Source organism: Protofrankia symbiont of Coriaria ruscifolia (genome assembly GCF_900634745.1).
Lineage (GTDB): Bacteria > Actinomycetota > Actinomycetes > Frankiales > Frankiaceae > Protofrankia > Protofrankia californiensis.
The window spans coordinates 931-24089 of sequence record NZ_CAAAFR010000007.1 but is presented as its reverse complement, the minus strand read 5'-3'; the positions used below and the strand labels follow the sequence as shown (position 1 = coordinate 24089).

20 protein-coding genes are annotated in these 23159 nt (G+C 69.1%); 7 read left to right on the top strand and 13 right to left on the bottom strand.

All coding sequences use genetic code 11. The features are described from left to right. Positions 1–402 precede the first annotated feature (402 nt). The 5 genes from CV1CTNOD_RS00720 to CV1CTNOD_RS00700 all read right to left on the bottom strand — a co-directional run bounded on the left by CV1CTNOD_RS00720 (position 403) and on the right by CV1CTNOD_RS00700 (position 3996). Complete coding sequence (locus tag CV1CTNOD_RS00720) at positions 403–840, bottom strand: DUF3180 domain-containing protein (RefSeq protein WP_131784285.1); 438 nt, start codon at positions 838–840, stop codon at positions 403–405. Next, a complete protein-coding gene (gene folK / locus CV1CTNOD_RS00715) occupies positions 837–1298 on the bottom strand; it encodes a 2-amino-4-hydroxy-6-hydroxymethyldihydropteridine diphosphokinase (RefSeq protein ID WP_131784284.1) in 462 nt (153 codons plus the stop codon). The genes CV1CTNOD_RS00720 and folK overlap by 4 nt, the downstream gene beginning before the upstream one ends. A gap of 206 nt (positions 1299–1504) precedes the next feature. Continuing rightward, positions 1505–1945, bottom strand: a complete 441-nt coding sequence (folB, locus tag CV1CTNOD_RS00710; protein WP_131784283.1) for a dihydroneopterin aldolase — start codon at positions 1943–1945, stop codon at positions 1505–1507. Next, entirely contained in the window at positions 1942–2955 is a 1014-nt protein-coding gene (gene folP, locus CV1CTNOD_RS00705; protein WP_131784282.1) for a dihydropteroate synthase, read from the bottom strand. Before folP ends, folB begins: the two co-directional genes overlap by 4 nt. A 108-nt stretch (positions 2956–3063) precedes the next feature. Continuing rightward, positions 3064–3996: a GNAT family N-acetyltransferase gene (locus tag CV1CTNOD_RS00700; RefSeq protein ID WP_131784281.1), complete on the bottom strand. Its 933-nt coding sequence runs from the start codon at positions 3994–3996 to the stop codon at positions 3064–3066. Between the two features lie 800 nt (positions 3997–4796). Here CV1CTNOD_RS00700 and CV1CTNOD_RS24270 point away from each other — a divergent pair. Then, positions 4797–4964, top strand: a complete 168-nt coding sequence (locus CV1CTNOD_RS24270) for a hypothetical protein (protein WP_165485247.1) — start codon at positions 4797–4799, stop codon at positions 4962–4964. Positions 4965–5276: 312 nt separating this feature from the next. Here the strand turns inward: CV1CTNOD_RS24270 and CV1CTNOD_RS26055 are convergent, their stop codons facing one another. Next, entirely contained in the window at positions 5277–5576 is a 300-nt protein-coding gene (locus CV1CTNOD_RS26055; RefSeq protein ID WP_131784280.1) for a hypothetical protein, read from the bottom strand. A 721-nt stretch (positions 5577–6297) separates the two neighbouring features. Here CV1CTNOD_RS26055 and CV1CTNOD_RS00690 point away from each other — a divergent pair. Next, positions 6298–8178: a serine/threonine-protein kinase gene (locus tag CV1CTNOD_RS00690; RefSeq protein ID WP_131784279.1), complete on the top strand. Its 1881-nt coding sequence runs from the start codon at positions 6298–6300 to the stop codon at positions 8176–8178. 83 nt (positions 8179–8261) lie between these two features. Here CV1CTNOD_RS00690 and CV1CTNOD_RS24260 read toward each other — a convergent pair whose 3' ends face one another. From CV1CTNOD_RS24260 to pheA, 4 genes are all read right to left on the bottom strand, one after another. After that, on the bottom strand, positions 8262–8438 hold the full coding sequence (locus CV1CTNOD_RS24260) for a hypothetical protein (protein WP_165485245.1): 177 nt from the start codon (positions 8436–8438) through the stop codon (positions 8262–8264). 212 nt (positions 8439–8650) lie between these two features. After that, the gene (locus tag CV1CTNOD_RS00685; protein ID WP_242606247.1) at positions 8651–9760 is read right to left on the bottom strand and encodes a phosphotransferase family protein; all 1110 of its coding nucleotides are present in this window, start codon (positions 9758–9760) and stop codon (positions 8651–8653) included. A 61-nt stretch (positions 9761–9821) separates the two neighbouring features. Then, complete coding sequence (locus tag CV1CTNOD_RS00680; protein ID WP_131784278.1) at positions 9822–11420, bottom strand: hypothetical protein; 1599 nt, start codon at positions 11418–11420, stop codon at positions 9822–9824. A gap of 256 nt (positions 11421–11676) precedes the next feature. Beyond that, positions 11677–12660, bottom strand: a complete 984-nt coding sequence (pheA, locus tag CV1CTNOD_RS00675) for a prephenate dehydratase (protein WP_131784277.1) — start codon at positions 12658–12660, stop codon at positions 11677–11679. A 370-nt stretch (positions 12661–13030) separates the two neighbouring features. Here pheA and larB point away from each other — a divergent pair, with 370 nt between their 5' ends. The 3 genes from larB (at position 13031) to CV1CTNOD_RS00660 (ending at position 15842) form a co-directional block, all read left to right on the top strand. Further along, a complete protein-coding gene (gene larB / locus CV1CTNOD_RS00670; protein ID WP_131784276.1) occupies positions 13031–14029 on the top strand; it encodes a nickel pincer cofactor biosynthesis protein LarB in 999 nt (332 codons plus the stop codon). Between the two features lie 497 nt (positions 14030–14526). Further along, on the top strand, positions 14527–14760 hold the full coding sequence (locus CV1CTNOD_RS00665; protein WP_131784275.1) for a hypothetical protein: 234 nt from the start codon (positions 14527–14529) through the stop codon (positions 14758–14760). A 2-nt stretch (positions 14761–14762) separates the two neighbouring features. Next, positions 14763–15842 carry a glycosyltransferase family 9 protein gene (locus CV1CTNOD_RS00660; RefSeq protein WP_131784274.1) on the top strand — a complete coding sequence of 360 codons (1080 nt, stop codon included), beginning with the start codon at positions 14763–14765 and terminating at the stop codon, positions 15840–15842. Between the two features lie 194 nt (positions 15843–16036). Here CV1CTNOD_RS00660 and CV1CTNOD_RS00655 read toward each other — a convergent pair whose 3' ends face one another. Beyond that, positions 16037–16222 carry a DUF2795 domain-containing protein gene (locus tag CV1CTNOD_RS00655; RefSeq protein WP_131784273.1) on the bottom strand — a complete coding sequence of 62 codons (186 nt, stop codon included), beginning with the start codon at positions 16220–16222 and terminating at the stop codon, positions 16037–16039. A gap of 525 nt (positions 16223–16747) precedes the next feature. Here CV1CTNOD_RS00655 and larC point away from each other — a divergent pair. Further along, positions 16748–18424 (top strand): nickel pincer cofactor biosynthesis protein LarC, encoded by a 1677-nt coding sequence (larC, locus tag CV1CTNOD_RS00650; RefSeq protein WP_131784272.1) that lies wholly within the window; start codon positions 16748–16750, stop codon positions 18422–18424. Between the two features lie 200 nt (positions 18425–18624). After that, positions 18625–21000: an AAA family ATPase gene (locus CV1CTNOD_RS00645; protein ID WP_242606246.1), complete on the top strand. Its 2376-nt coding sequence runs from the start codon at positions 18625–18627 to the stop codon at positions 20998–21000. Here the strand turns inward: CV1CTNOD_RS00645 and CV1CTNOD_RS00640 are convergent. Continuing rightward, on the bottom strand, positions 20990–22276 hold the full coding sequence (locus CV1CTNOD_RS00640; protein ID WP_131784271.1) for a geranylgeranyl reductase family protein: 1287 nt from the start codon (positions 22274–22276) through the stop codon (positions 20990–20992). The two genes, CV1CTNOD_RS00645 and CV1CTNOD_RS00640, sit on opposite strands and share 11 nt — an antisense overlap. Then, a partial coding sequence (locus CV1CTNOD_RS00635; protein ID WP_242606245.1) for a DUF5926 family protein occupies positions 22276–23159 on the bottom strand: 884 nt, incomplete at its 5' end. The genes CV1CTNOD_RS00635 and CV1CTNOD_RS00640, both read right to left, overlap by 1 nt.

Sequence of the window (23159 nt, the reverse complement as noted above, 5' to 3'; positions counted from 1 at the left end):
GCTGATATCCCCCGGACACCGGATAAGGACCCACAGATGTCTGATAGGAAGCGGAATCCTGGTGGAAGTCAGGATTCCGATAGGAGTCAGAGCCCTGATACGGACGGGCGTCATGGCGGCGATCAGCATCCTGGTTCTGATAGGAAGCCGAAGGGTAGCCGCCGCGGCCTGTGGAAGCCGGTCTTGCGTCGGGATAGGCCGCCGACTCCGGCGCACCGTCCCCGACTCCGGGTCGACGCGGATTCGCCGCGTCAGAGCGTCGCACACCGTCGGCCACCGACTGACCTCCTTACGATCCGCGCCCAAGCTATATGTCCCCCATCGGTGTACCACGGCGTTGCGCTGGCGTTGCGCGCGCCCAGTTGACAAGCGCCGGATCGTGAGATCCTTATCTTGGTCGTCCTAGGACTTCGGGATCCGACACACACGCTCGAGCAGGAGCCCGCTGACGAGGAGCACCAACGCCGCCGAGACCCCGAGAGCGGCGGTGACCGCGTCGGCGCCGGCTGTACCGAACTCGCCCAGGCGCGGCAGCACGTAGCCGAGCACGGCCGCCCACGCCCCCACGAGCGCGGCGCCGGCCAGACTGCTCGCCTTCGCCAGCGCCGCCAGCCGGGCAACGGTCAACGGCAGGATCGGCCTCGTGCCCGGACGCCCCTGCAACCGGCGTCGGGTGATGGAGGCGGTCTGTGCCTCCACCAGCCCGACAATGAACAGCGACAGCGGCGCCGTCCGTGGGAATCGCGGCAGGTCCCGATAAGTGAAGGTCAGGAACACGTACGCCAGCACGCCGACCACCACGGCTGCCGCCACCAGCTCCCGCACCCGCGTCGGCTTCACCCGCACAGGCTCCACGGCGTCCGGCGGACCCCGGACACGTCCAGACCTGCCAGCAGGTCCTCGACCCGGCCATGCCCGGGCAGCACCGCGTCCGGGTCGACGTCCAGCCACGGCACACAGACGAACGCACGCATGTGAGCGCGTGGATGCGGGATCAGGATGTCCGGATCGTCGCTGGCCAGGTCACCGCACGCGATCACGTCAACATCCAGGGTACGGGGGCCCCAGCGGACGCTCCGCACCCGGGATGCGGCGTCCTCGGCCGACCGCGCCGCGGCGAGCAGGTCCCGCGGTGACGCTGCCGGGACCAGCACCACCGCGTTGAGATAATCGTCCTGGTCGGGCCCGCCGACAGGTGCGGTCTCGTACACCGACGACACCACCACGGCCCCCAGCAGGCGCGTGGCGGCGCGAAGCCTGGCAAGACGGTCACCGAGGTTCGAACCCAGCGCCAACACCGCCGATGGCTGCCGTCCCGGCGCCTGCTGCCCCGGCGACAGGCCCTCTGGCGACCGGTGCCCTGGCAACGGACGCCCTGGCAGCTGCTGCTCTGGTGGCTGCTGCTCTGATGGCTGGTGCTCTGGCGACCGGTGCTCTGGCGACTGGTGCTCTGGTGACCGGTGCGCGGCCGTCTCCTGGGACCGCCGTGGATCCGTGACCTCGCTCATGCCGGCCGGTCTCGGGTGACGGTGACCGCGACGTCGGTGAACGGCAGCGGGATCGGCGCGGCGGGCTTGTGTACGGTCACCTCCGTCCGTAGGACCCGGCCGTCGGCCAGGCATGCCTCAGCCAGCCGGTGCGCGAGTGTCTCGATCAGATCGACGGGTTCGCCGGCGACGATCCCGGCCAGCGCCTGTGCCAACGTCCCGTAGTCGACGGTGGCGGCGACGTCGTCGCTTGCGGCAGCCGGCCGGGTGTCCAGCCACAGCACGGCGTCCACCACGAACTCCTGACCGAGCTCACGTTCGGCCAGTAGCACGCCGTGACGACCACGGACCCGCAGCCCGGTCACAGCGATCCGATCGGCCGTGGTGGGAGGGGACGCCACAGGTGGCGCGGCGGGGGACGCGGCCGGTGAACCGCCGGCCGGTGACGCACCGGTCATACGGCACCCGCAGGCGGGAGCCGGAGTGCACCGCAAGCCGGCCCGGCGGAATCCGGCCCGGCGGAATCCGGCCCGGCGGAATCCGGCCCGACGGAATCCGGCCCGACGGACGCCCCGCGCGCCGGCGCAGGTCCGCTCCCCGCCGGCCGCGTCCGCTGCTCACGGGCGTCCCGCCATGCCTGGGCAACCCGCACGGCGTCAGCCGCGGCCCGCACCGCGTGCACCCGGACCGCCCACACCCCTTCGGCCGCCAGCAGCGCGGTCGTCGCCTGGGTCGCGTCGTCACGGTCACCGGCCGGCCGGGGCCGCCCGTCGGCGTCCGCGAGCAGGCTCCCCAGGAAGGACTTGCGTGACGTGCCGACCAGCAGGGGATAACCCAACGCAGCGATGGCGTCCATGTGGGCTAACAACGTCCAGTTGTGCCTGCTCTTCTTCGCGAAACCGATCCCCGGATCGACAATCACCCGTTCGGGCGCGATCCCGGCGGCGAACACCACATCGAGGCGCTCACGGAGTTCGGCGACAACCTCGGACACGACATCACCGTAGACCGCACGGGCGGACATGTTCGCGCTCACACCTCTGGCATGCATGAGAACGTAGGGAACCGCCCACTCGGCGGCGATCGCCAACAGGTCGCGGTCAGCAGCACCCGACACGTCATTGATGATTGCCGCGCCCGCGGTCAACGCGGCCTCGGCGACCGTCGAGCGGGTCGTGTCGACGCTCACCGCAACACCTGCCGCGGCCAGCTCCGTCACCACCGGCAGCACACGGCGCAGCTCCTCGGCCCGATCGACCCTACCCGCGCCAGGTCGAGTCGACTCGCCCCCGACGTCGACGATGTCGGCGCCGTCGGCAACCATCGCGAGACCGGCCCGGACCGCGTCGACCGCGGTCGCATAGGTGCCCCCGTCGGAGAACGAGTCCGGAGTCGCGTTGATCACACCCATCACACGGGCGCGCCCCACCGGCTCAAGGAGACTACGGCTGACCTGCACGGACGTCATGCGTCCTCACGCTAACCCCGGCGGAGCCAGCGTGAGGGCCAGCCACCAGCCGAGGGCACCCGGTCGGCATCGTCGACGCCGCTGTCATTCACGTCGCCACGGCTGGTGTCACGGCCGTTGAAGGCTGGCGCACCGCCGTTCATGTGGTGGTGTGCCGGGAACACCGGCGGCATGCAGCCGGCGGTAGGAGTAGCGGTAGACCGGGCGGAACCCGAGCGCGGCGTACAGCCGGCGGGCCGCTGTACTCGTCTGCTCGACCTGGAGATAGGCGCGGGACGCGCCCGCGTCGACAGCCCAGGCCGCCAGCCTGGCGAGGACCGTGCGGGCAGCTCCCCGGCCGCGCGCGGCCGGCACGGTCGCCATGCTGTAGACCCCCAACCAGTCGCCGTCCACAGTCCCGCGGCCGACAGCCATCGGCACACCGTCCACCATGCACAGGACATATGCCGCGGGCATGGTCAGGTTTGCCAGTACTCCAAGCGTGCCGGTGCGCTGTCCAGCGAAAGTCGCCAGCACCTGTCCGGCAACGTCCAGCCAGGTGTCGCCGACGGTGTCGAGAAGGATCGTCCGGTGGCCGTTGACTGCGGCGGTCCGGGAGCTGCCAGGTCTGGCAGGCACGTTCCCGGTGGCTCCCACGACCAGCCGTTCGCCTATCTCCCCGAGATCGGCGATGCAGACGTCGGTCGGTCCGGTGTCGTCGAAACCGGCCGCGTCCAGCACCTCGTGGATAGCCGAGGGCATGGACACGGGCGTGATCTGGACTGTCGGCGGCAGACCGGCAGTAGCATAGAACTGACCGACAGTGTCCAGGGCGTCGGCGATGTCGCCGACGTCGCCGCGGGCCCACACGGAGTTGCCGCGCCGGGATGAGCCGGCCGACTCCCGCAGCACCCAGCCGCCCACCCGCTGCTCGCGCAGCGGCGGCCACGCGCGATGCGCCACGTCTTCGAGCTCACGGCTGAGGTCGCCATCCACCGGTTCACCCACCGTAGGCGCTACCAGCGCATCCTGGACGGAATTGCCGACCGGTTCAGTAACCATGCCGCGACCGCCATCTGCCGCCCGGGAACAAACCCGCACTGACCACCCGTCCGAGGCTACCGGGCGGGGCGCTCCAACGGACTCGATTCCGGCCTCCGCAGACCTTCTCCGGCCGGCTTCGCCGATCCGGTACGCAGCCCTGCCACAGCAACAAACACGGTCATGCCTTCTTTGCCCTGGTCAACTCCGGCCGGTCGGCTCCGGCACACCATCGCCACCTTATCGCGCGCCAGGGCAACCGACGCAATCCGCAGTAAACCGGCCACTGATACGACCGGCCTCGTGACCGGCAACGTCAAACCCATCATCACGTGACTACCACAACTTGACGAACCGCTCGTACCGCCTGGTTCAGCGCCTGCGTCGGCGGGTTGCGCCGGTACCGTTGATTGAATCCATGACGTCGGCTGCACCATGCGCAGCCGGGACGGATGCACAGCGCCGGGAGATTGATACGCTCGGGAACACCCTCAGCCGGCGGAGCCGGCTATTCAACACATTAGCGCGTCGACGCGGCGGCCCGACGGGCCGGCCACAGGACGCAAACTTTGTTACCTTGCCGTAACGGACGCTCAACCCGACGGGAACACCGAGGTTCTACGTTTCTCACAGTAAGATTGGACGTATCGCTGCCCGACAAAGGAGCCGGGCTCCTTCTCGAGGGGCATGGAGTCGGAAATGTTGGTGAACCCACCACGCGATGCCGTTTCGGCAGGTACATCAGGTGAGGCGATCCCGCCGCACAGCGTGCTGACTGAGTGGAAATCGCTTCACGACCGAGAGTCGTTGGAGGTCTACTCATGAGCAGACTGGTCACACTCGTCGCAGCTGTCGACGCTCAGCCGACGCTGGAACAGACGGACTCAATGCTGATCGAACTCGGTCAGATGCCTCGTAACGCCGTCGTCCTGGGACTGATCGACGCCTTGCTCGAGTACCGGACGCTGCTGTTGAGCCTCACCACCTGATGTCCGCGCTCCTGCCGGCCGCTCCGGTTCCCGAACCGGCGGCCCGAGCCTGGGCGCGAAAAACCATGATTGCGCGCTCCTCAGTCCAGCCAGTCAGGTGGTCTCCTAATACTTGGCGGTGAGACCACCTGACTGGTCGGAACATTCACAACAGGAAGATCCCGGGCAGTCGCGCCCGGTGGCCGAGCACAAGTACAACACGGTCACCGTACGCGCCGCGCCACGCAGATCCCCAGACACGTGCACACAGCGATGTCACGGAGATCCCAGGGCGCACAGCGGTGTTTTCACCGCCGGGATACTTCCGCATTACTACCGGCCGAAGGGCTGTCCCTGTCCCTGCTGCTGGCCGATCTGCTGGCCGAAGCCCTGGCCACCGCGCTGCCCGAGGGAAGCACCCGCACCAACGAGCTCCTGCAGGCGGGTCTCCACGTAGCGCTCGCTGTGGTGGGTCTTGTCCGCGATCCGCTGAACGAGGTCGTTGACGTCGCGAGCGGCGTCGAGGTCCGCGGTGCCGACCTGGCCGAATTCGTCGAGCAGACGGTACCGAATCTGCTGCCAGTTCTGCCGCAGCTGCTGCTCGATCTGCTCCTGCTGCTGCTGCTGTGCCATCGCATTTTTCCTCTCGTCGTATACCGACCGAACGAGAAGTGACACTACCGCACTGGATGCTCGACCGGTCAACCCCAACGGCCAACTTCGCAGATTGTAATTCTGCAGGTTTCTCATGGGGTGAAATGGAGGCATGCCGGCAAAAGAAGAAAAATAGTCGAGGAAAAAGACTCGAGCCACTCGCCGCGGCAACGGGGACACTCTCCGCCAAAAAACGAACAAATATCGGACGGTAGCTCACCCGTACGATCACCCAGCGCCGAATACCTGACACGCTGGGCAGCCACGCGGCACCGGTACCAGTCGCTCCCGGAGTGCACGCCGAGCGCTGACCGTACCGTAAGAAGCCATCCGACCGAGGTGTCCGCCTGCCGTTTCGAACGGCTTTTGAAAGCGGGTTACAACGGATACCGGACGGTCCGCTGAACGCTCCTCGAAACTCCCCCTCGCCTGGCCCGCCATTATTGCCGGAAAATGGTCCGGAAAACGGAAATCCGCGCATGCGCCGGACCCGGAACAGCACGTCCATGTCGCTTCTTCGCACCATCGGAGCTGGCCGGGCGCAGCCAGTCGTTCTGTCCTGATCCCGGCCGACGGTCTCCTGACCACGTCTCCTGACCATCTCCGGCCCCGTGGCGACCGGTACCGCTGGCTTGGTACGGTGGAGATCGGCGGGCGATCATGCCCCGCGACCACCAGGATGTTGGAGGAGGGGCCGGGCGTGCTGGCGCCGCTGACCGACGCCGATTCCCGCAACGTCGGGCAGTACCGGCTTCAGGGACGGCTCGGAACTGGTGGAATGGGCGCCGTCTACCTCGGCTTCGGCACGGACGGCCACCCCGCGGCGGTAAAGGTCGTCCGGCCTGAACTTGCCGCCGACCCGGAGTTCCGGGAGCGATTCCGCCGGGAGGTCTCGGCCGCGCGCCGCGTCCACGGGACATTTGTGGCGGAGGTCCGCGACGCCGACGTCGACGCGCCACTGCCGTGGATGGCCACCGACTACGTCGAGGGAGTCAGCCTTGGCACTGCTGTGGCCGACCGCGGCCATCTCAGCGAATCCATGCTCGTCGATCTCGCTACCGGCCTCGCCGACGCCCTCGTCGCCGTACACGCCGCCGGTCTGGTGCATCGCGACCTCAAGCCGTCCAACATCCTGCTCGCCTGGGACGGCCCGAAGGTCATCGACTTCGGTATCGCCCGGGACCTCGACGGCTCGGATCACACGCGGACGGGCCACCTCATCGGAACGGTCGCCTGGATGGCGCCGGAACAATTACTCGGTGAGCGGGCGGGCCCCGCGGCCGACATCTTCTCGTGGGCCATGTGCGTCGTGTTCGCCGCGACCGGCCGCCACCCGTTCCCGGCCGGCACACCGACCGCATCGGCATTCCGCAGCCTGAACGAGAGCCCCGATCTCGCCGGTGTGACCGAAGCCCTCGTCCCCCTGCTGCTACGAGCGCTCGACAAGAACCCGGCGCACCGGCCGAGCGCGGTCGACCTCGTCTCCACCATCGTCGGACAGCAGGTGACCAGCGTCACCGACGCCGACGAGGCCACCCGCAGGCTGCTCGGCGCGGGCTGGGTGGCGCCCACACCACCGCCCAGCCCGGTGCCCATACCGACCGCCGCACCGAGAGCATCCTGGCCCTCCACTCCCCCGTTACCGACATCGATATCACCGACGGGGAATGGTCCGTTCAACCGCCGGCCCGGTGGGCGTCGCGGGCGACTGGTACTCGCCGGCACCTGCGCCGTGATCCTGCTCGTGACAGGCGCCGGACTGGCGCTGGCGCTCAGCCGCGAGACCGGCAGCACCGGCAGCACCGGCAGCACCGGCAACGACGCCATATCCGTACGCGCGACGGTCCCGACGGCCAGCGGTTCCAGGGCCGGGGCCACGGCTTCGACGGACGCGCCAGCGCCGACCCGGCCCACGACGCCGCCTGCGGGCCCGTCCGCGCCGGGGACACCGTCGGGAGCCGGCACCACGCCGACCGCAGCCGGCAGGCCGACGGAAACCGGCAGGCCGCTGGGTGCGGGCGTCCCGGTGACGGTCTACGCCGACACCTCCGGCGCCACGGTGCCCACCTGGCGCGGCCCAACCACCAACCCGGTCTTCGGCCGGCTGGGCGCTGTCGCGGACGGAGCCACGGTCACCCTTTACTGCGCGGTGTACGGCCAGTCCGTCACCGCACGCAACACCACGTCCCGCTTGTGGGACTACACCAGCTCTGGATGGATCAACGACACCTATACCCACACCGGCACCCTCAACGCCGTCGTTCCCGCCTGCGTGGGCAATATCGGCGATCCGCGGCTAGGAACGGGAGAGCCGCGGACGGACACCGGCCCGTTCGTCGTGGCCGCCGGCAACGACGGGCTGGCGGTTCGGTCGTCGGCCGGGGCGGACGCCTCGGTGATCGCGACCCTGCGGCACGGCGACCTGGTCCGCACCGTCTGCTGGGTCCACTCGACGTACGTCCCGCCCCCACCCGGCCTGTCCACCGGCAGCGACAACTGGAACCGCCTGTCGACCGACGGCTGGATCCCCGACACGAACGTCTACAGCGCGACCACGGCATCGGCAGCCCCCGCCTGCTGACGCCGGACCCGTACCGTACGGGCTACCTCACCGCATCACGGACCACCCAACCAGCATCCCCATGCAGCCGAGCAGCCCTCGCCTCAGCCGACACCGACTTCACCCGGTTCCGCGAACTGGCGTGGAGCAACCCGTTGTGACAGACCGGCGTACACCAGCAGATTCGAGCCGGTCTGGCCGACAAACACAATCGCGACACTTCCCAGGAACATCCACCAGCGTTTTTCCGATAACATGACGACATCGGCCGCCGGATCCATCGACACAACCTCAAAGGACCCAAACCCGAAGGCCCGACCGCGAAGGACTCGTATCCGGTGCAGGGCGGGATCCCTGAGAAGACGGCGATCCCTGCGAAGGACGATGATTTCCGAGAAGACGCTGAACTCTGACGAATGTCAGGGTTCAGCGATCCGCCAAAATCCCGTGGACAATCAGATCCCTGATACACCCGTCAGGGACGGGGGTATTCTCAGGAATAGGGCATCCAGCGGACGGTCTCGTCCCGGTAACGCAGGCTCGCAAGGCGGACGGCGAACTGCGCGGCCACCCGCGGGTTGCTCGCGAGGACCGGTACCACGCTCGTCACCAGCTTCAGTTCCCGCACCGCCCGCAGTACCTCGAAGCCCGGCCAGCGCATGACGTCGAAACCGTACGCGGAGGCAAGTGCCACGTGCTGCTCCAGCGGGTAGCCGAACCGCAGCCGTCCGACAGCCAACGGGATCAGATCCCATTCGGTCGGCCCGTGGCAGATGGCGTCAAAATCGCATATCAGCACCTCGCCGTCACGAGCTTTGACGAGGTTTCCCAGATGGGCGTCGCCATGGACGATCCCGGCCGGCAAAGCGTACGCCACGCTCTCGAGCGCGGCCTCGCACCGGCTGGCCAGTCGCCTCAGAAACGCAAGGTCGGCAGCATGCAGCCCCTCGGCGTCGGCAAGACGTCGACGGACGTCGGCGAGCGGGTCGAAACGGGGTAAGGGAACGTCCGGAAGCGGCAGTGCGTGGAGCTGGCGCAAGGCAACGGCCAGGTCGCGCGCTGTCGGAGAGACATCTGTTCGCGGCGCCCCGCCTGCCGTGGCCCCACGCACCGTCGCTGCCCGGCCCCCCACCCCACGCCCGGCCGACCCACGAGCCCTGGTACGCAGCTGCTCGTCCCCGCCCGCGGGTGGGAAGGGGATCCCGACGACCGATCTCGACGGCTCCCCCGATCTCACCGACCTCCCGGAGCCGGCGTCGATCCACAGAGTGGCCACGGTGTCGGCAATTCGCAAAGGTGCTGGCAGGCCTGGCGCGAGGCGCACGGCCGGTACGTCGTGGCAGGCAAGCCAGCGAGCGACCTGGACGACCTTGTCCGCCCGGTGTGCCATCGCCTGCGATCCGGATATCCGGACGATCACCCCGGCCCGAGGCAGCCGGAACACCGCATTTGCCGCAATCTTGATAAGTTCCGCGTCCCGGCCGTCCAGCCCGACCGCCGCGCAGATCTCCTGGAGAACTTTCCAGGCCCTTGTGACGGTGAAACGCCCGCCACCGGCAACCGGCACATCCGCCGGCATGCCCACGCCATCCAAGTGATTCACGTGATATGCACCGTCCGTTGTCGTGCTACGGAGGTCTCGCGGGGTCAGCGCCGTCCACGATTCACCACTCGATCTCCACGGCAGCCTCCCGCGAACCGGCGACAGATGATGCTCCTGTGGACATTGCTGCGGCAGCCTTTGTTCCGACACCAGCCTCGTCCGAACCGGCCAGCTGCCGCCCGCCCTCCCGCTGCCATCCCCGGACGTATGCGGCGAGCTCCCGGACGTCCCGGACCTCGCCGTGCGTCCGGGTTATCGCAAGTAGCTGGTCGGCCCGGTTCGACGCCGACGCCACCGTACGCCCCCAGGAAATCGAAATCGCCTCGGTGGCCAGCGCACACACCCGGTCGAGTTCGAGGCGACCCTGGCGGGCCAGCGCCAGTGCAAGATCAAGGCGAATCACCGACCGGAAACCGGGAGCGTTCATCGCATCGAGCTGCGGCATGGCGAGCTGTGCGTGTTCCTCAGCGGCCCGGGATCGTCCGAGCAGGCACAACGCCGTGGTCGCATTGTAGGCGACCTCGACCGGGTGAAAAGTGTCGAAACCCGGCCCGGGAGATCCCCATTGTTCCACGGGAATCATGTCAGCGAGATCGTAGGCGAGGTCGAGCGCCCGCGCCGCACCCCGGACGTCACCGAGCGCAGCCAGCGCGCGGGCCTCCTGGCAGACCAGCCGGGCCCGCACCGGACCCGCACTGACATACCGCAGCCCGTCACGGGCGAGCTGCAGGGCCACATCCGGGCGACCACCGTAGAACTCGGCGACCGCCCCGATCTCGCGGGCAGACCCTTGCAACGGACCGTCACCGGCCCACTCCCCGGCGGCAAAACCGGTAGCGGCCAGGGCCCGCGCCGCATCGGGATCGCCCAGTTTGAAGGCGGCATCGGCATGCAGGACAGTGGCTCGACCAGCAACAATGCGCAGCCGGCGAGCGTCGGAGGCGGTCAGGGGGCGCTGGGCGAGCTGGTCCAGACAGCGCCGCAGCCGGACCGTCTGGGCAACCACGTGGGCGGGCGGGGTGTGCTCGTGGGTAGCGAGCAGTCCGGCCAGCTGCTGTTCGGCGTGGGCGACCACGGCCTGTGCGCTCGTCGTACCGCGGCCATCGACTGGGTCCATGGACTGCCCGTCGGGTAGGAGCGCGCCCACCATGGCGGCACCGGCATAAAGGTGGAACTGCCTGCGGTCGGACGTCGGTGAGCTCACGGCTGCCACGGACCCAAGCGGAGGAGGGTACCCGACCGTGGGAAGCTGCCCGGCCACGGGAAGATGTCCGGCCGCAGCCTGGTACCCGGCCGCACGGGAGTCTTCGGAGAACTCGACATCCACCCGGTCTGCTGGGATCGCATGGCCTGCCGAGGCCGGCACGGCACAGGAATCCAGACGATCGTCCAGGGGGGTGCGGGCGGCTGGAATCGCGGCGATCGGCATAACAGACAGGGCATGCGGGACATGCGGGACGGGTTGTTCCGCGTGCACAGCCGCCGACCATGCACCGGCCGGACCGGCCGGCGGGCCGTAAGCGGCAGGATCATGTTCCTTCCGCGCCCGGGGTTCCTGCTGGACCGGCTCCGCCGACCCGACAGGACCGACAGGACCGAGATCCAAGGCCGCCGGGAGCTCCCGAATCACCGGCGGGAACAGCTCGCCAGTATCAATCATGACTACGTACTCCCTGGCGTCCTGTCGGTAAGGCGACTCGTTCGCACAGCCGAGCGAACCCTCTTGGTAGCGATACTGTAACTCAAGGTAACACAAAAAAGTGCCGGGAACGGCGCGACCCGACAGAGAAGCGGGAGAGAACACGCACAGACCACGACACATGCGGTCGCCTTCCGAACCAACCAGACGTGACGCACAGTCACCTGCCCCAGATGTCCGGTACAGGACAATCCAGGCGCGTTGCGTTACTCCAGATCTACGGGTTACCCGGCTGCCCTTCCCGGCAGGTCGCGGATCCGCCGGCAACCAGGGCGTGGGCCTGCCCGCGCAGACCCGACAGCCAGACCGCGGCATCACGGAAGGCATCGTCGGATGTGCTCGGCCGCACCACCCCGGCCCGCCCGTCCGCCCTCGGGTAACTGCCCAGGAAGCGGACCTCGGCGCAGAGGCGATGCAGAGCCGACAGCGCCTCCCCGACCCGCGCCTCAGTTACGTGCCCCTCACAGTCGACCGAAAAGGAGTACCGGCCTAAGCCCGCGCCGGTCGGCCGGGACTCCAGCCGGGTCAGGTTGACACCCCGGACCGCGAACTCGGTCAGCATCTCCAGCAGCGCGCCGGGATGATCGTCCCGCTCGAAGAGCACCACCGTGGTGCGATCGGAACCCGTGGGCGGCGGCGGCGGCCCCGGGCGGGTGACCAGCACGAAACGGGTCTGCGCCCCGTCGACGTCCTGAACCTCGTCGGCCAGCACCGACAGGCCGTAGCGGGGGGCGGCGAAGGCGCCGGCAAGCGCGGCGTCGACCTCCCCGGCCTGGACACGGCGGGCTGCCTCGGAGTTGCTGAACGACGGTTCCCAGCGCGCGTCGGGCAGGTTCTTGGCAAGCCACCGGCGGCACTGCGGCTGGGCATGCGGATGGCTGGAAACCGTGCGGACCGCGTCGATCCCGGTGTCGGGCCGGGCGAGGAGGGCGAACCGGATCAGGAGCACAACCTCGGCGGTGACCTGTAGAAGGTCACCGGCGGCCAGTTCGTCCAGAGTGGTCGACACCGAGCCCTCGACCGAGTTCTCGAACGGGACGAGAGCCCCGTCGGCGTCACCCTGGCGGACCGCGTCCAAAGCAGCCGCCACGTTCGGTAGCGGGTCGAGCTCAGCCCCGTCGGCGATCGGAAGAGTCAGCAGCGCCGCCTCGGAGAACGTGCCGGGCGGCCCCAGATAGACCAGACGGGTCGTTGATGTCATGCCGACGGCCTTCCGGGTGTCATGCCGACAACCTTCCGCTCGGGTGGGGTGTGACCGCCGGGGCAGGCGCAGTCACCGTGAAGGAGCTGCTCACAGATGCCGCAACATCACGACGGCCTCGGCCGTACCCGGAGAGAGAGCTCAGGCCCATCCCGACCGGATCTACCATCGGTACCGGGTCCACTACCGGGTCCACGCGTCTCACCTCGACGATCCTACGGGCCGGTGACGGATCGCATTGGCGGACCCGGCCCCAGACAGCCGTCCCACCGCCTGACTGCGACTGATCCCACAGTGACGGCGTGGGTGGGCCATCGGCATTGGTGGCCACCGGCATGAGCGGGCGGACAGGCCCCATAAGATCGGCGGTATGGACACGGAGGATGTGCGGCTCCTGCTGGACGCCGTGGCCTCCGGCACGGTCAGGCCGGACGACGCCTTGGCCCGCCTGGCCGCGGGCCCCCTCGGCGACGGCGGCGGCTGGACCGACCTCGGATACGCCCGCGTCGACACCCATCGTGGGCTTCGCACCGGAGATCCGGAAGTCGTCTACGCCGCCGGCAAGACCCCGGTGCAGACGGTCGGTATCGTCACCGAGCTACGGCGGACCTCCGGCCCCACCCGCCCGACACTGGTCACGCGCGCGGATGCCGCCACCGTCACGGCGCTGCGGGCCGGCTGGCCGGGCGAGGTCACGACGTCCGCGGAAGCACCGGCGGGGGCATCCGGTGAGGCCTCTGCCGCGTCTCCCACGGTCACCGGCCATACCGCTGCTGCCGGCCATACCGCTGCCGCTGCCCACGCCACCCCCGCCGGTCATACCGCTGCCGCTGCCACCGGCCATGCCACTGGCGTCGGCCATGCCGTCTCCGCCGATCATGCGGCCGGTATGCCACAAGGTGCGTCCACGGTTGTCATCGGCCCACTGCCCCCGGCCCGCGGCCGGGTCGTCGTCGTCTGCGCCGGGACATCGGACGCTCCGATCGCTGCGGAGGCCGCGCTGACCGCCCGCGCGTCCGGGGCAGACGTTGAGACAATCATGGACGTGGGGGTCGCCGGTCTGCACCGCGTCCTCGCCGTCCGCGACCGGCTGGCCGGGGCCGACTGCCTGGTCGTCGTCGCCGGTATGGAAGGAGCCCTGCCAAGCGTGATCGGCGGGCTTGTCAGCACACCGGTCGTGGCCGTTCCGACCAGCGTCGGTTACGGCGCGTCCTTCGGCGGGCTCACCGCGTTGCTCGGGATGCTCACTTCATGTGCTCCCGGCGTCGTGGTGTGCAACATAGACAACGGTTTCGGCGCGGGAATCTTCGCGGCCCGTGTCGCCCGTCGTTCGACGGCGGAAATCAGAGCCGACGCCCGCCAGCCATAGGTGGAAACCGCCATCCTCGCCGCCGATCCACGGGTCGACGGGTCGACGGGTGGTCTCACTCGACTCCCACGGCGGCCCGGTGGCCGCGGCACCGGACGGGCATGCAACGTTTTCCTTGGCCCCTTTTACCGGCGTACACGTTTTACCGACATAAATACGGCTCACAACACGAGCCGGAAAGAATGGAAAATCCTTGGCCGCTGTGACCGCATCGATCACAAATCGATCATGAGAGTGCAACTTCAGTCCGGAGCACCGGTCGGACAGTCACACAATCTGTTTCTATCAGGAAATCGAGTACGAAAGTGGCTGCCAGCACGACCACCCGGCCCCTCGGGTGCGCAATGCGACGATATTCGATCACGGATCCCTGGCCGACCTCGGAACGGATCCGCGTTGCTTGGCCGACGTTGACCGACGCTTCGAGCAGCGCCCTAGAAAATCACCGCTCTGAGTAATAATAGTTTTCCTTGCCGTCCTGGGGGAAACCCGGACGCATGGCCACGCCACCATGCGAACCAGCTGTCACCCCGAGCTACCGCCAGCGCGCCACCGGCCGTCCCAGGCAGGGTCCGGCAGCGGTACTGTTCGACAGGGACGGCACATTGTGCATCGACATCCCACACAACACCGAGGTGAACCGGGTCCTGTCGGTCCCGACGGCGGCGGCCGTGCTCGCCCGGCTGGCGGCCAGGGAACTGGTCGCCACCTCGTCACGGGAGACCTCTTAGCCATGACCGCCCGTAACGGTCGCCGTCACCGCGCATCCCGTTACCGCACGCCGGGTGGCCGCGCCCGCTCCAACCATGTCCTCGGTGACCGTGTCCCGGCCGGGACGGTCGTCGCGCTGCGCGCGCTCGGCCTCGGCGACCTGCTGACCAGCCTGCCCGCCCTGCGCGGCCTGCGCCGTGCCCGGCCGGACGCGCAGATCCTGCTGGCCACACCGCGCTGGCTGGAACCGGTGGCGTTGCTGTCCGGGACGGTCGACGGTGTTGTTGACACGCCACAGCTGGGTCCGGTAGCCGTCCACCGGCCGGCGCTGGCGGTGAACCTGCACGGGCGGGGACCGGCGTCGACGATGGTGCTGCGCGCGACGGCACCGGACGACCTGTGGGCCTTCGACCTGCCGGGCGAGGTGTCCTGGGACAGGGACGAACGTCGGGCCGGGAACAAACACCATGCCCCGGAGGAACACCGGAGTGCACCCGAGGAACACGAGGTTGCGGAGGAACACGAGGTCGCGCGGTGGTGCCGGCTGCTCGAGGCCCACGGGGTCGAGTGCGATCCGGATGATCTGACCCTGGCGCGGCCGGATGTTCCCCCGGTTGTGACCGGCGCGACGATCGTGCACCCGGGCGGCGCGAAACCGGTCCGCCGGTGGCCGGCGCCGCGGTGGGCGCAGGTGGCGCGCACGCTCGCAGCCGCCGGCCACCGGGTGGTCGTGACGGGAAGTCCGGCCGAGACGGATCTGGCGGCGGCGGTAGCGCGGGACGCCGGACTGCCACCCTCGGCCGTGCTCGCCGGGGCGACCGACCTGCCCGCACTGTGCGCGCTGGTGGCCTCCGGGTCACTCCTGCTCGCGGCCGACACCGGGATCGGTCACCTCGCGACCGCCTACGGAACACCGTCCGTCCTGCTGTTCGGGCCGGTGTCACCGGCCCAGTGGGGGCCGCCGCCAGGCCGCGGCCAGCACGTCGCATTGTGGTCCGGGCGGCGGGGCTATCCCGCCGCGGCCACCACCGACCCGGGCCTCGCCTCGATAACGCCGCAGGACGTCCTGCGCGCGGTGGCCACACTGCCTTCGGGCCTTTAGCGCGCCGGTCAAGTAGTGCGGATCCCGTCCGCAAGCACCCGCACTGGCCATGATCCAAACGAATTTGTTGCCGTCCACGCTTTTCGGCCACATTAGCGTACACATCGACAAACTCGCACCGATCTTCTCGATAGCCAGCGCTCATCGACGCATGCCACCGTTCGCCAGGCCAGGCATGGTTACCTGACCGGCACTCAATTCACGCCGATCTCCTTGGAAATCGCGTTCGGACCCTCGTACACGCGGTCCGGGATCTTCTCCAGCAGCTGGATGATGCGCTGGTCGACGCCGTGTGACCGGGCGACGGAGAGGATCTTCTCCCGATCCGCCGGATAGTCCACACCGCCGAGGAACTTCTGTACCTGGATTGGGTTCGTCATACTGTCATCCCTCACCACCCTCGGACGGTCAAAACCCACCGCCGAGGATTCTCGCGCGTTTCGCTCCCGCTTCCGGCGCGCGGACCGGCGGGTACTCACCGGTCCACGTCCGCGTCTGCGCTCTCGTCGGTGCGCTCTCGTCGATGCCCGGCAACCGCTGGCGCAGGCGCCCACCAACGTCGATGTCCGTGGACGCCGACAACCAGGGGAGGTCAGCAAGGAGACGCCGACGCCGACGGCCACGGACGCCGGCGCGCCCGCGGCAGCGCGGACCCGAGACACAACAAGGCACAAGACGTCGGCCACCGGCGGCGTCCAGACACAAGGTGACGGTGGGTCAGGGTTCTCGAACGCAACCCGCCGTCGTCACATGCCGGCCTCACGGCTCTATCCTTCTCGCGTACTGTCTCCCGTCCTACCTTCTGTCCTTCTGTTCTTGCCGCCTGTGTTCTTGCCGCCTGCTGTCCACTTCGTGTGGCTCGAGCTTTCCGCTCGAGCCCGACCTGCCTCGGGTCCGACCTGCTGATGACCGACACCAGACCGCCTTCCGCCGACTCCCGCTCCGTCCAACCGACCGGGCCCGTCCCCGTTCCCGGGCAGGTACGGCTCGGGTGGCTCGACCTGTCCAGCGGAGCGAGCGGGGACATGCTGCTCGGCGCCCTGATCGGCGCGCTCGCCGGAGTGGGCCGGCCCGCCGACGTCATCGGCGAGGCTGTCGACGCGCTGGGGCTTCCCATCCGGCTGGACGTCAGCGCCACATCCCGGGCCGGTCTGGCAGCCACCCGCGTCCACGTCATCACCAGTAGCGACATCAGCGAGGCCGACGGCGAAGGCGGGAACAAGGGCGCCAAGGCTGCTCCTCATACCGGGCGCGGCAGGCATGGCAGTAATATCAGCCATAGCGGTCATGTCGGTGGACGGAGGGACGGACACGTCCGCCGCACCTGGCCGGACGTCCGCCGGCTGCTGACCCAGGCGCCGCTCACCGACACGGTCCGCGAACAGGCCGTGGCCACCTTCGCTGCACTGGCCGAGGCCGAGGCGATCGTCCACGGTATCCCTGCGGACGACGTGCACTTCCATGAGGTCGGGGCGCTCGACGCGCTCGCCGACGTGGTCGGCGTCTGTGCCGGGATCGCCGCGCTCGACCTCGACCGGCTCGTCGTGTCCGCGGTGGCGCTCGGTGGCGGGTCGGCCCGCACGGAGCACGGTGTCCTGCCGATACCCGGCCCTGCCGTCCTGGAGCTGCTGCGAGCCGCCGGGCTGCCGGGTTACGGGGGACCGGTGGACGTGGAGTTGTGCACACCGACCGGGGCGGCGCTCGTGGCGACCCACGCGGACGCCTTCGGTCCGCTCCCGCCGATGCGGGTGCACGCGATCGGTGTCGGCGCCGGCCGGCGCGACACCCCGGGCCGGCCCAACGTCGTCCGGTTGGTCGTGGGTTCCGCCCCGATCCCGGACCTGTCGGCGTCGATCTCGACGACCGGCACTGGCATACCCTTTTCCCGCGTTTCCCAAGCGCCGGGCACCCACACCACGGAGATCCCCACCGCGATCCTCCCCACCTCGGACATCCCCACCTCGGACTTCTCCGCACCGGATGCCCTCACCGCGGACGTCCCCGCACCGGATGCCCTCGCCCCGGACCTCCCCGCCGCGGTCGACGAGCTACTCATCGAGACCAACGTCGACGACCTCGACCCGCGCGCCTGGCCGAAGATCATGGCGACGCTACTGGCAGCGGGTGCCCGCGACGCCTGGCTGACGCCGATGCTGATGAAGAAGGGCCGTCCGGCGCACACGCTGTCGGTGCTCGTCCAGCAGCCACATGCCGATGCCGTCCGGCGGCTGGTCTTCCTGCACACCCCCACTCTCGGCCTGCGCGAGACGGTAGTGCGCAAGCGGGCCCTCGACCGTGCCTATCGCAGTGTGGACGTGGGCGGCGAAACCGTCGCCGTGAAGATCGGCATGCTTGCCGACGGCCGGATCGTCACCGCGCAACCCGAGTGGGACGACGTCCAGCAGGCCGCCACCCGGCTGGGCCAGCCGACCCGCTGGGTGCTGGCGGCGGCGACAGCAGCCGCGCTGAACACGGACGGACCGTTATTTCTCGGACCTAACCGGAATACCGGTGACAACACCGTCATCAGCGACAACACCGGTACCGGTGACGGCAGGGTACAGACCGACATGCGATCCTGAGCCGGCTCCGGCGGATATCGGTCGGTGCGGGCGGTGAGAGATCGACCGGACGTGCTCCCTCCCCGTGCGTGCCACGGGATTGCGGTCGGTCGGACGTACGTCCGACCCGATCGGATGATCGAACCGGCTGGTATGTCAATGTAGTGGGACGTGGACGTAGCGCACTTTGGACGCGAACCGATTCGGGGGAGTGACAATCGATGTCACCGTCATCGTCCCGCTCCTACCTTCCGCCGGATCCGGTCGAGTCGAACAACGAGACCTCATATGCCCTGCGGCTCCAGCAGGAACCCGTGCGACGGGTCAACGGTCCGGCGGATCCGCAGCCGGTGGACGTCCTCACGCCACCCCGCACCGGCGTGAACGGCGGCCCGCTCGGCGGACCTGCCGGCCCGCCGTCGGTTCCACCTCCGCAGGTAGCGTCTCCGCCCGTCTCACCACACGGTGGTGGACGCGGTTTCGACCCGCTCACCAGTTCATGGCCACAGGCGGCCTACGACCCGTCGCCCTCGTCCTGGCGCTCTCCCGGCACACCGGCGCCGGACGATGTCGCCGTTGGTTTCGCCGTGGTGGACAGGTACACCGAGGCGGACAACGTCGTGGCAAACAACGTCGCGACGAACAACGTCAGGCTCCGGGATTCCGGTCACGACACCGCCGGCTCGTGGCCCCGCCCATCCTTCAACCCACTGACCAACCCGTGGGCATCGGACGTCGGCGGCAACCCGCAGCCGGTGCCGTCGCCATCTCCTCCGCCGCCGTCCTCACCGTCCTTACCGCCTTCGGACACACCTGACACGTCCGTAAGCGGGTTGACACAGGATGCCGGCACGGGCGGTTCCGGTTCCGGCAACACACCGACCCCGAATGCGCCGGGTATGAACGCACCGGGTATGAACGGGCGGCCCTGGACCGAATCATCGGCCTACAATCCGCTGTTCGACCGTGAGATATTCCCTGGCGGTTTCATCAGCGCACCGCCGCCACCGGCCGATCGTCGGACGCCCGCTGTTCCGTTCCGGCACGAGGAGCGTCCGGGTGACGCTCGACGCCCCCTCGAGCCGCCGGACGCCGGCCAGAACCACGCCGGCCAGAACCACGCCAGCCAAGGCCACGCCAGCCAAGGCCACCGGGAACAGAACCACCAGGAGCAAGGACAGCGCGAACAGGCACACCTGCCGCATACACCGGTCTCCACACAGTACCCGGCGCCCGCATCGCCGCTGCCTTCACCAGCCGAGCAGCCAGCGGACCCGTCCACCGCGCCGTTCACACCGGTGCCCGGCGAGGATCCGTCGTTCCGGGGTGACGAGGGCTACCGCAACGAACAGCAGCTCGGCATGCCCTTCGCCGGCATTTCCGGAACAGCCTTTCCGTATCCCGACAGTTCCTATCCGAGCACCGAGTATCCGGCACCACCGCCCAGCCTCCGGCCGGGGTCGACCGGCCAAAGGCTGCGCGACAATGATTTTCGCGCAGCCGGAAGCCCTTCAGGAAAAAACAGCCAAAAGCTGCACGACAATGATCCGCGCGCCCGAGGTCCAGAAGCCGATCCGGCAGGTCCGGGAGACCCCCATGAAACGGCCGCCGAGATACCGATCGGTGGCATGTCCAGCCGTCTCATGACCAGCGCACTGCTCCCGACCCGGCCGGACATCGCGTCCCGGGGCTGGCGCAGGATTCTCTTCAAGGTTTCCGGCAGAACAATCAAGCTGGGACCCTCTGCCGATGAGGCCCGTCATCGCCGGCTGGTCGAGCACATCAGCACACCCCTGAATGACTGCCACCGGATCGCGGTCATGTCCCTGAAGGGCGGTGTCGGCAAGACGACCACCACCGTAGGGCTGGGCTCGACACTGGCGAGCCTGCGAGGGGACCGGATCGTGGCAATCGACGCAAATCCCGACCGTGGGACGCTCGGCGCCAAGGTACCGCGAACGTCTGAGAACACCGTCCGGGACCTGCTCGACAACGCCGACTCGCTGCGTCGTTACGTGGATGTGCGCAAGTATCTATCACAGGCCGGCAGCCGCCTGGAGGTGCTCGCGTCCGCGAACGCCCCGGAGATTTCCCGGGCGTTCGCGGACACCGACTACATCGCCGTCGACGACATCCTGCAGCGGTACTATTCGATCCTACTGACCGACTGCGGCACCGGAATGCTGCACAGCACCATGCCCGCCATCCTGGAACTCGCCGACACCCTGGTGATTGTCAGCAGTTCCAGCGCGGACGGCGGTTCCTCCGCCAGCGCCACATTGGACTGGCTGGAGGCGCACGGATACGCCGCGCAGGTCCGGAATGCGGTGACGGTTATCTCGACCTTCCCAGCGAACCGCGAGTCGGTCGGCCTGGAAACCCTCGAACAACATTTCGCCGCCCGCACCCGGCGGGTCGTCCGAGTACCTTACGACCCGCATCTGGCGGTCGGTGGAAGCATCGCCCTGGAAGAAATGCGAAAGCCGACCAGACAGGCTTTTCTGGAAATCGCCGGTGCGGTTGCCGAACAGTTCGGCCTGGAAGGCCGAAGAGAGCGCAATAATGATCTTTCCGCGCCCGGGGCGCTCAGCGGGTGAGGGCCGCCGTCACCGCACGGACGCCGGGTCGGCGTAACTGGTTGGCCACCGTGGAACGGCCCTCCATGATCCGCCCGAACAGGCCGAAGCCACCCGGCACGGCGGCCAGGAACGCATGCAGCAGGCCGGGACGGCGGACGAAGACCGCCTGCACCTCACGACCGGCGTCCATCTCGGGCCCCAGGACCGCCTCCACACGCCGGGGATAGTCATCCAGCGCACGCAGCTCGCCGGCGGCGGCGCGCGCGGCCGCCTCCCCGGCCAGACGTCCCGAACGCAGCGCGAACGAGATCCCCTCCCGCGTCCACGGGTCGAGCAGGCCCGCCGCGTCCCCCGCGACCAGCACCCGGCCACGGCGCAGCGGCGAGTCCGCGGCCCGCACGCGCGTCAGATGCCCCGAGTCGTGCAGCGGCGTGACGGCGTCCAAGCCGAGCCTGCGCACCAGGTCAGCATAGTAGGCGCGCAGTGCGCCGCCGTCGTCCCGTGAACCGATCACGCCGACGGTCAGGACGTCGCCCTTCGGGAACAGCCAGGCGTACGAACCGGGTACCGGGCCCAGGTCGAGCAGCGCCCGACCGGCCCAGCGACGCGCCACGGGGACGCTGACCGGGAACTCGCCCTCCAGGCCGACGTCCACCTGATCGAGGCGGACCCCGACGTAGGCGCCGACCCGCCCGGACGTGCCGTCAGCGCCGACGACGACCCGCGCGAGGACGTCCGGACCACCGCGTACCGCAACTGCGACGGGACCGTCCGCGACATCATGTTCGCGTATCCCGGTGACGTGAACACCGGTCCGGACGCCCGCACCGGCGGCGCGGGCCGACTCGACCAGCGCCTGGTCGAACTCCGAGCGCATCACCATGGACATCATCGGCCGACCGGGCCGCCTGCGGGTACACGTCAGCCGGCCGTCCAGGGAGACCGTGAGCTGGTCGATGCTCGTGCGGGTCAGCCGGGACAGGTCAATGCCAGCATGATCGACCGACAGGCCGACCAGGCCGCCTCCACAGGTCTTGTACCTGGGTAGCTCGGCGCGTTCGAGCAGGCACACGGTGGCGCCAGCCCAGGCCGCCGCGCGGGCGGCGCTGGCTCCCGCCGGACCGGCACCGACGACGACCACGTCGAACGTCTCGCCGGCTGCCCCCCGCTGGCCAAAGGCGGCGCGATCATGTTCTTTTCGCGCCGCCGGAGGCCCAAATCCCCGGATCACCGGGCCAAAGGCGGCGCGATCATGCTCTTCCCGCACTCGGGGTTCGGGTGGGTCGGTTGGCATCAGCGCAGGGTGAGAGTCCGGCCGACCACGCCGGCACGCATCCGGCGCTCCGCAGGGGTGAGCGGGGTACGGTCGGCGACTGCGCTCTCCAGTCGGTCACGCAGTGCCACAGCCGCTTTCTCACAGCTTGCCGCGTCGGCGTCCGGCGCCAGATCCCACACCGGGACGACCAGGCCGTCCACCCGGAACGAGCCGACAAAGCGAGATCCGTCACCCACAGTAAGACCGGCAGCCAGCGCGAGACGGGCAAGGGCGTCGAGCAACGGTTCCTCGTCGTACGGCTGGACCCAGCGCAGATGCGCCCGCTCGCCCGAACGGCACCAGTAGGCCGCGTCCACCGAGGTCAGCCGGGCCGTCGGGACCACGGCCGCGTTCGCCCGCTCCAGCAGGGCCGCGACGTCCTGGGCTGGGCCGCTACCGTCCTCGGACGGCGGGAGCCACCAGGTGAACCCGGAGTGGACGGTGATGTCCAACGGTGCGGGATCCAGCAGGTCCGTCAGGGTCGGACCGGCACGGCCTTCATCACCACGCGCACTTCCCGCCGGGGCGGGCCGTGGGATGACGGGCGTTCCGGGAGCGGCGTCAAGAGCCTCGAGCAACGCCCGGGCGATGTCGGTGCCCGCGTCGTCGCTTGCGACACCGGTCTGCATGGCGAGGAGGATCTCGCCGTTGTCACGGACGATCGCGGACACGGCCTGTGGCAGCATCGTGCCGAGCACGAGGGAACGGTTGGCATGCTCGGGATGCTGCTGAAGGTAAGCGGCGGCGAGCTTCAGCGGAGCGGTCGCGCTGGGCACCAGCTCACGCAGAGCCACCAGGTCCGGCTCGTCGACCCGGCCCGCAAAGGGACGCAGGATGGGTGCGGGCCGCCGCCGCACACCAT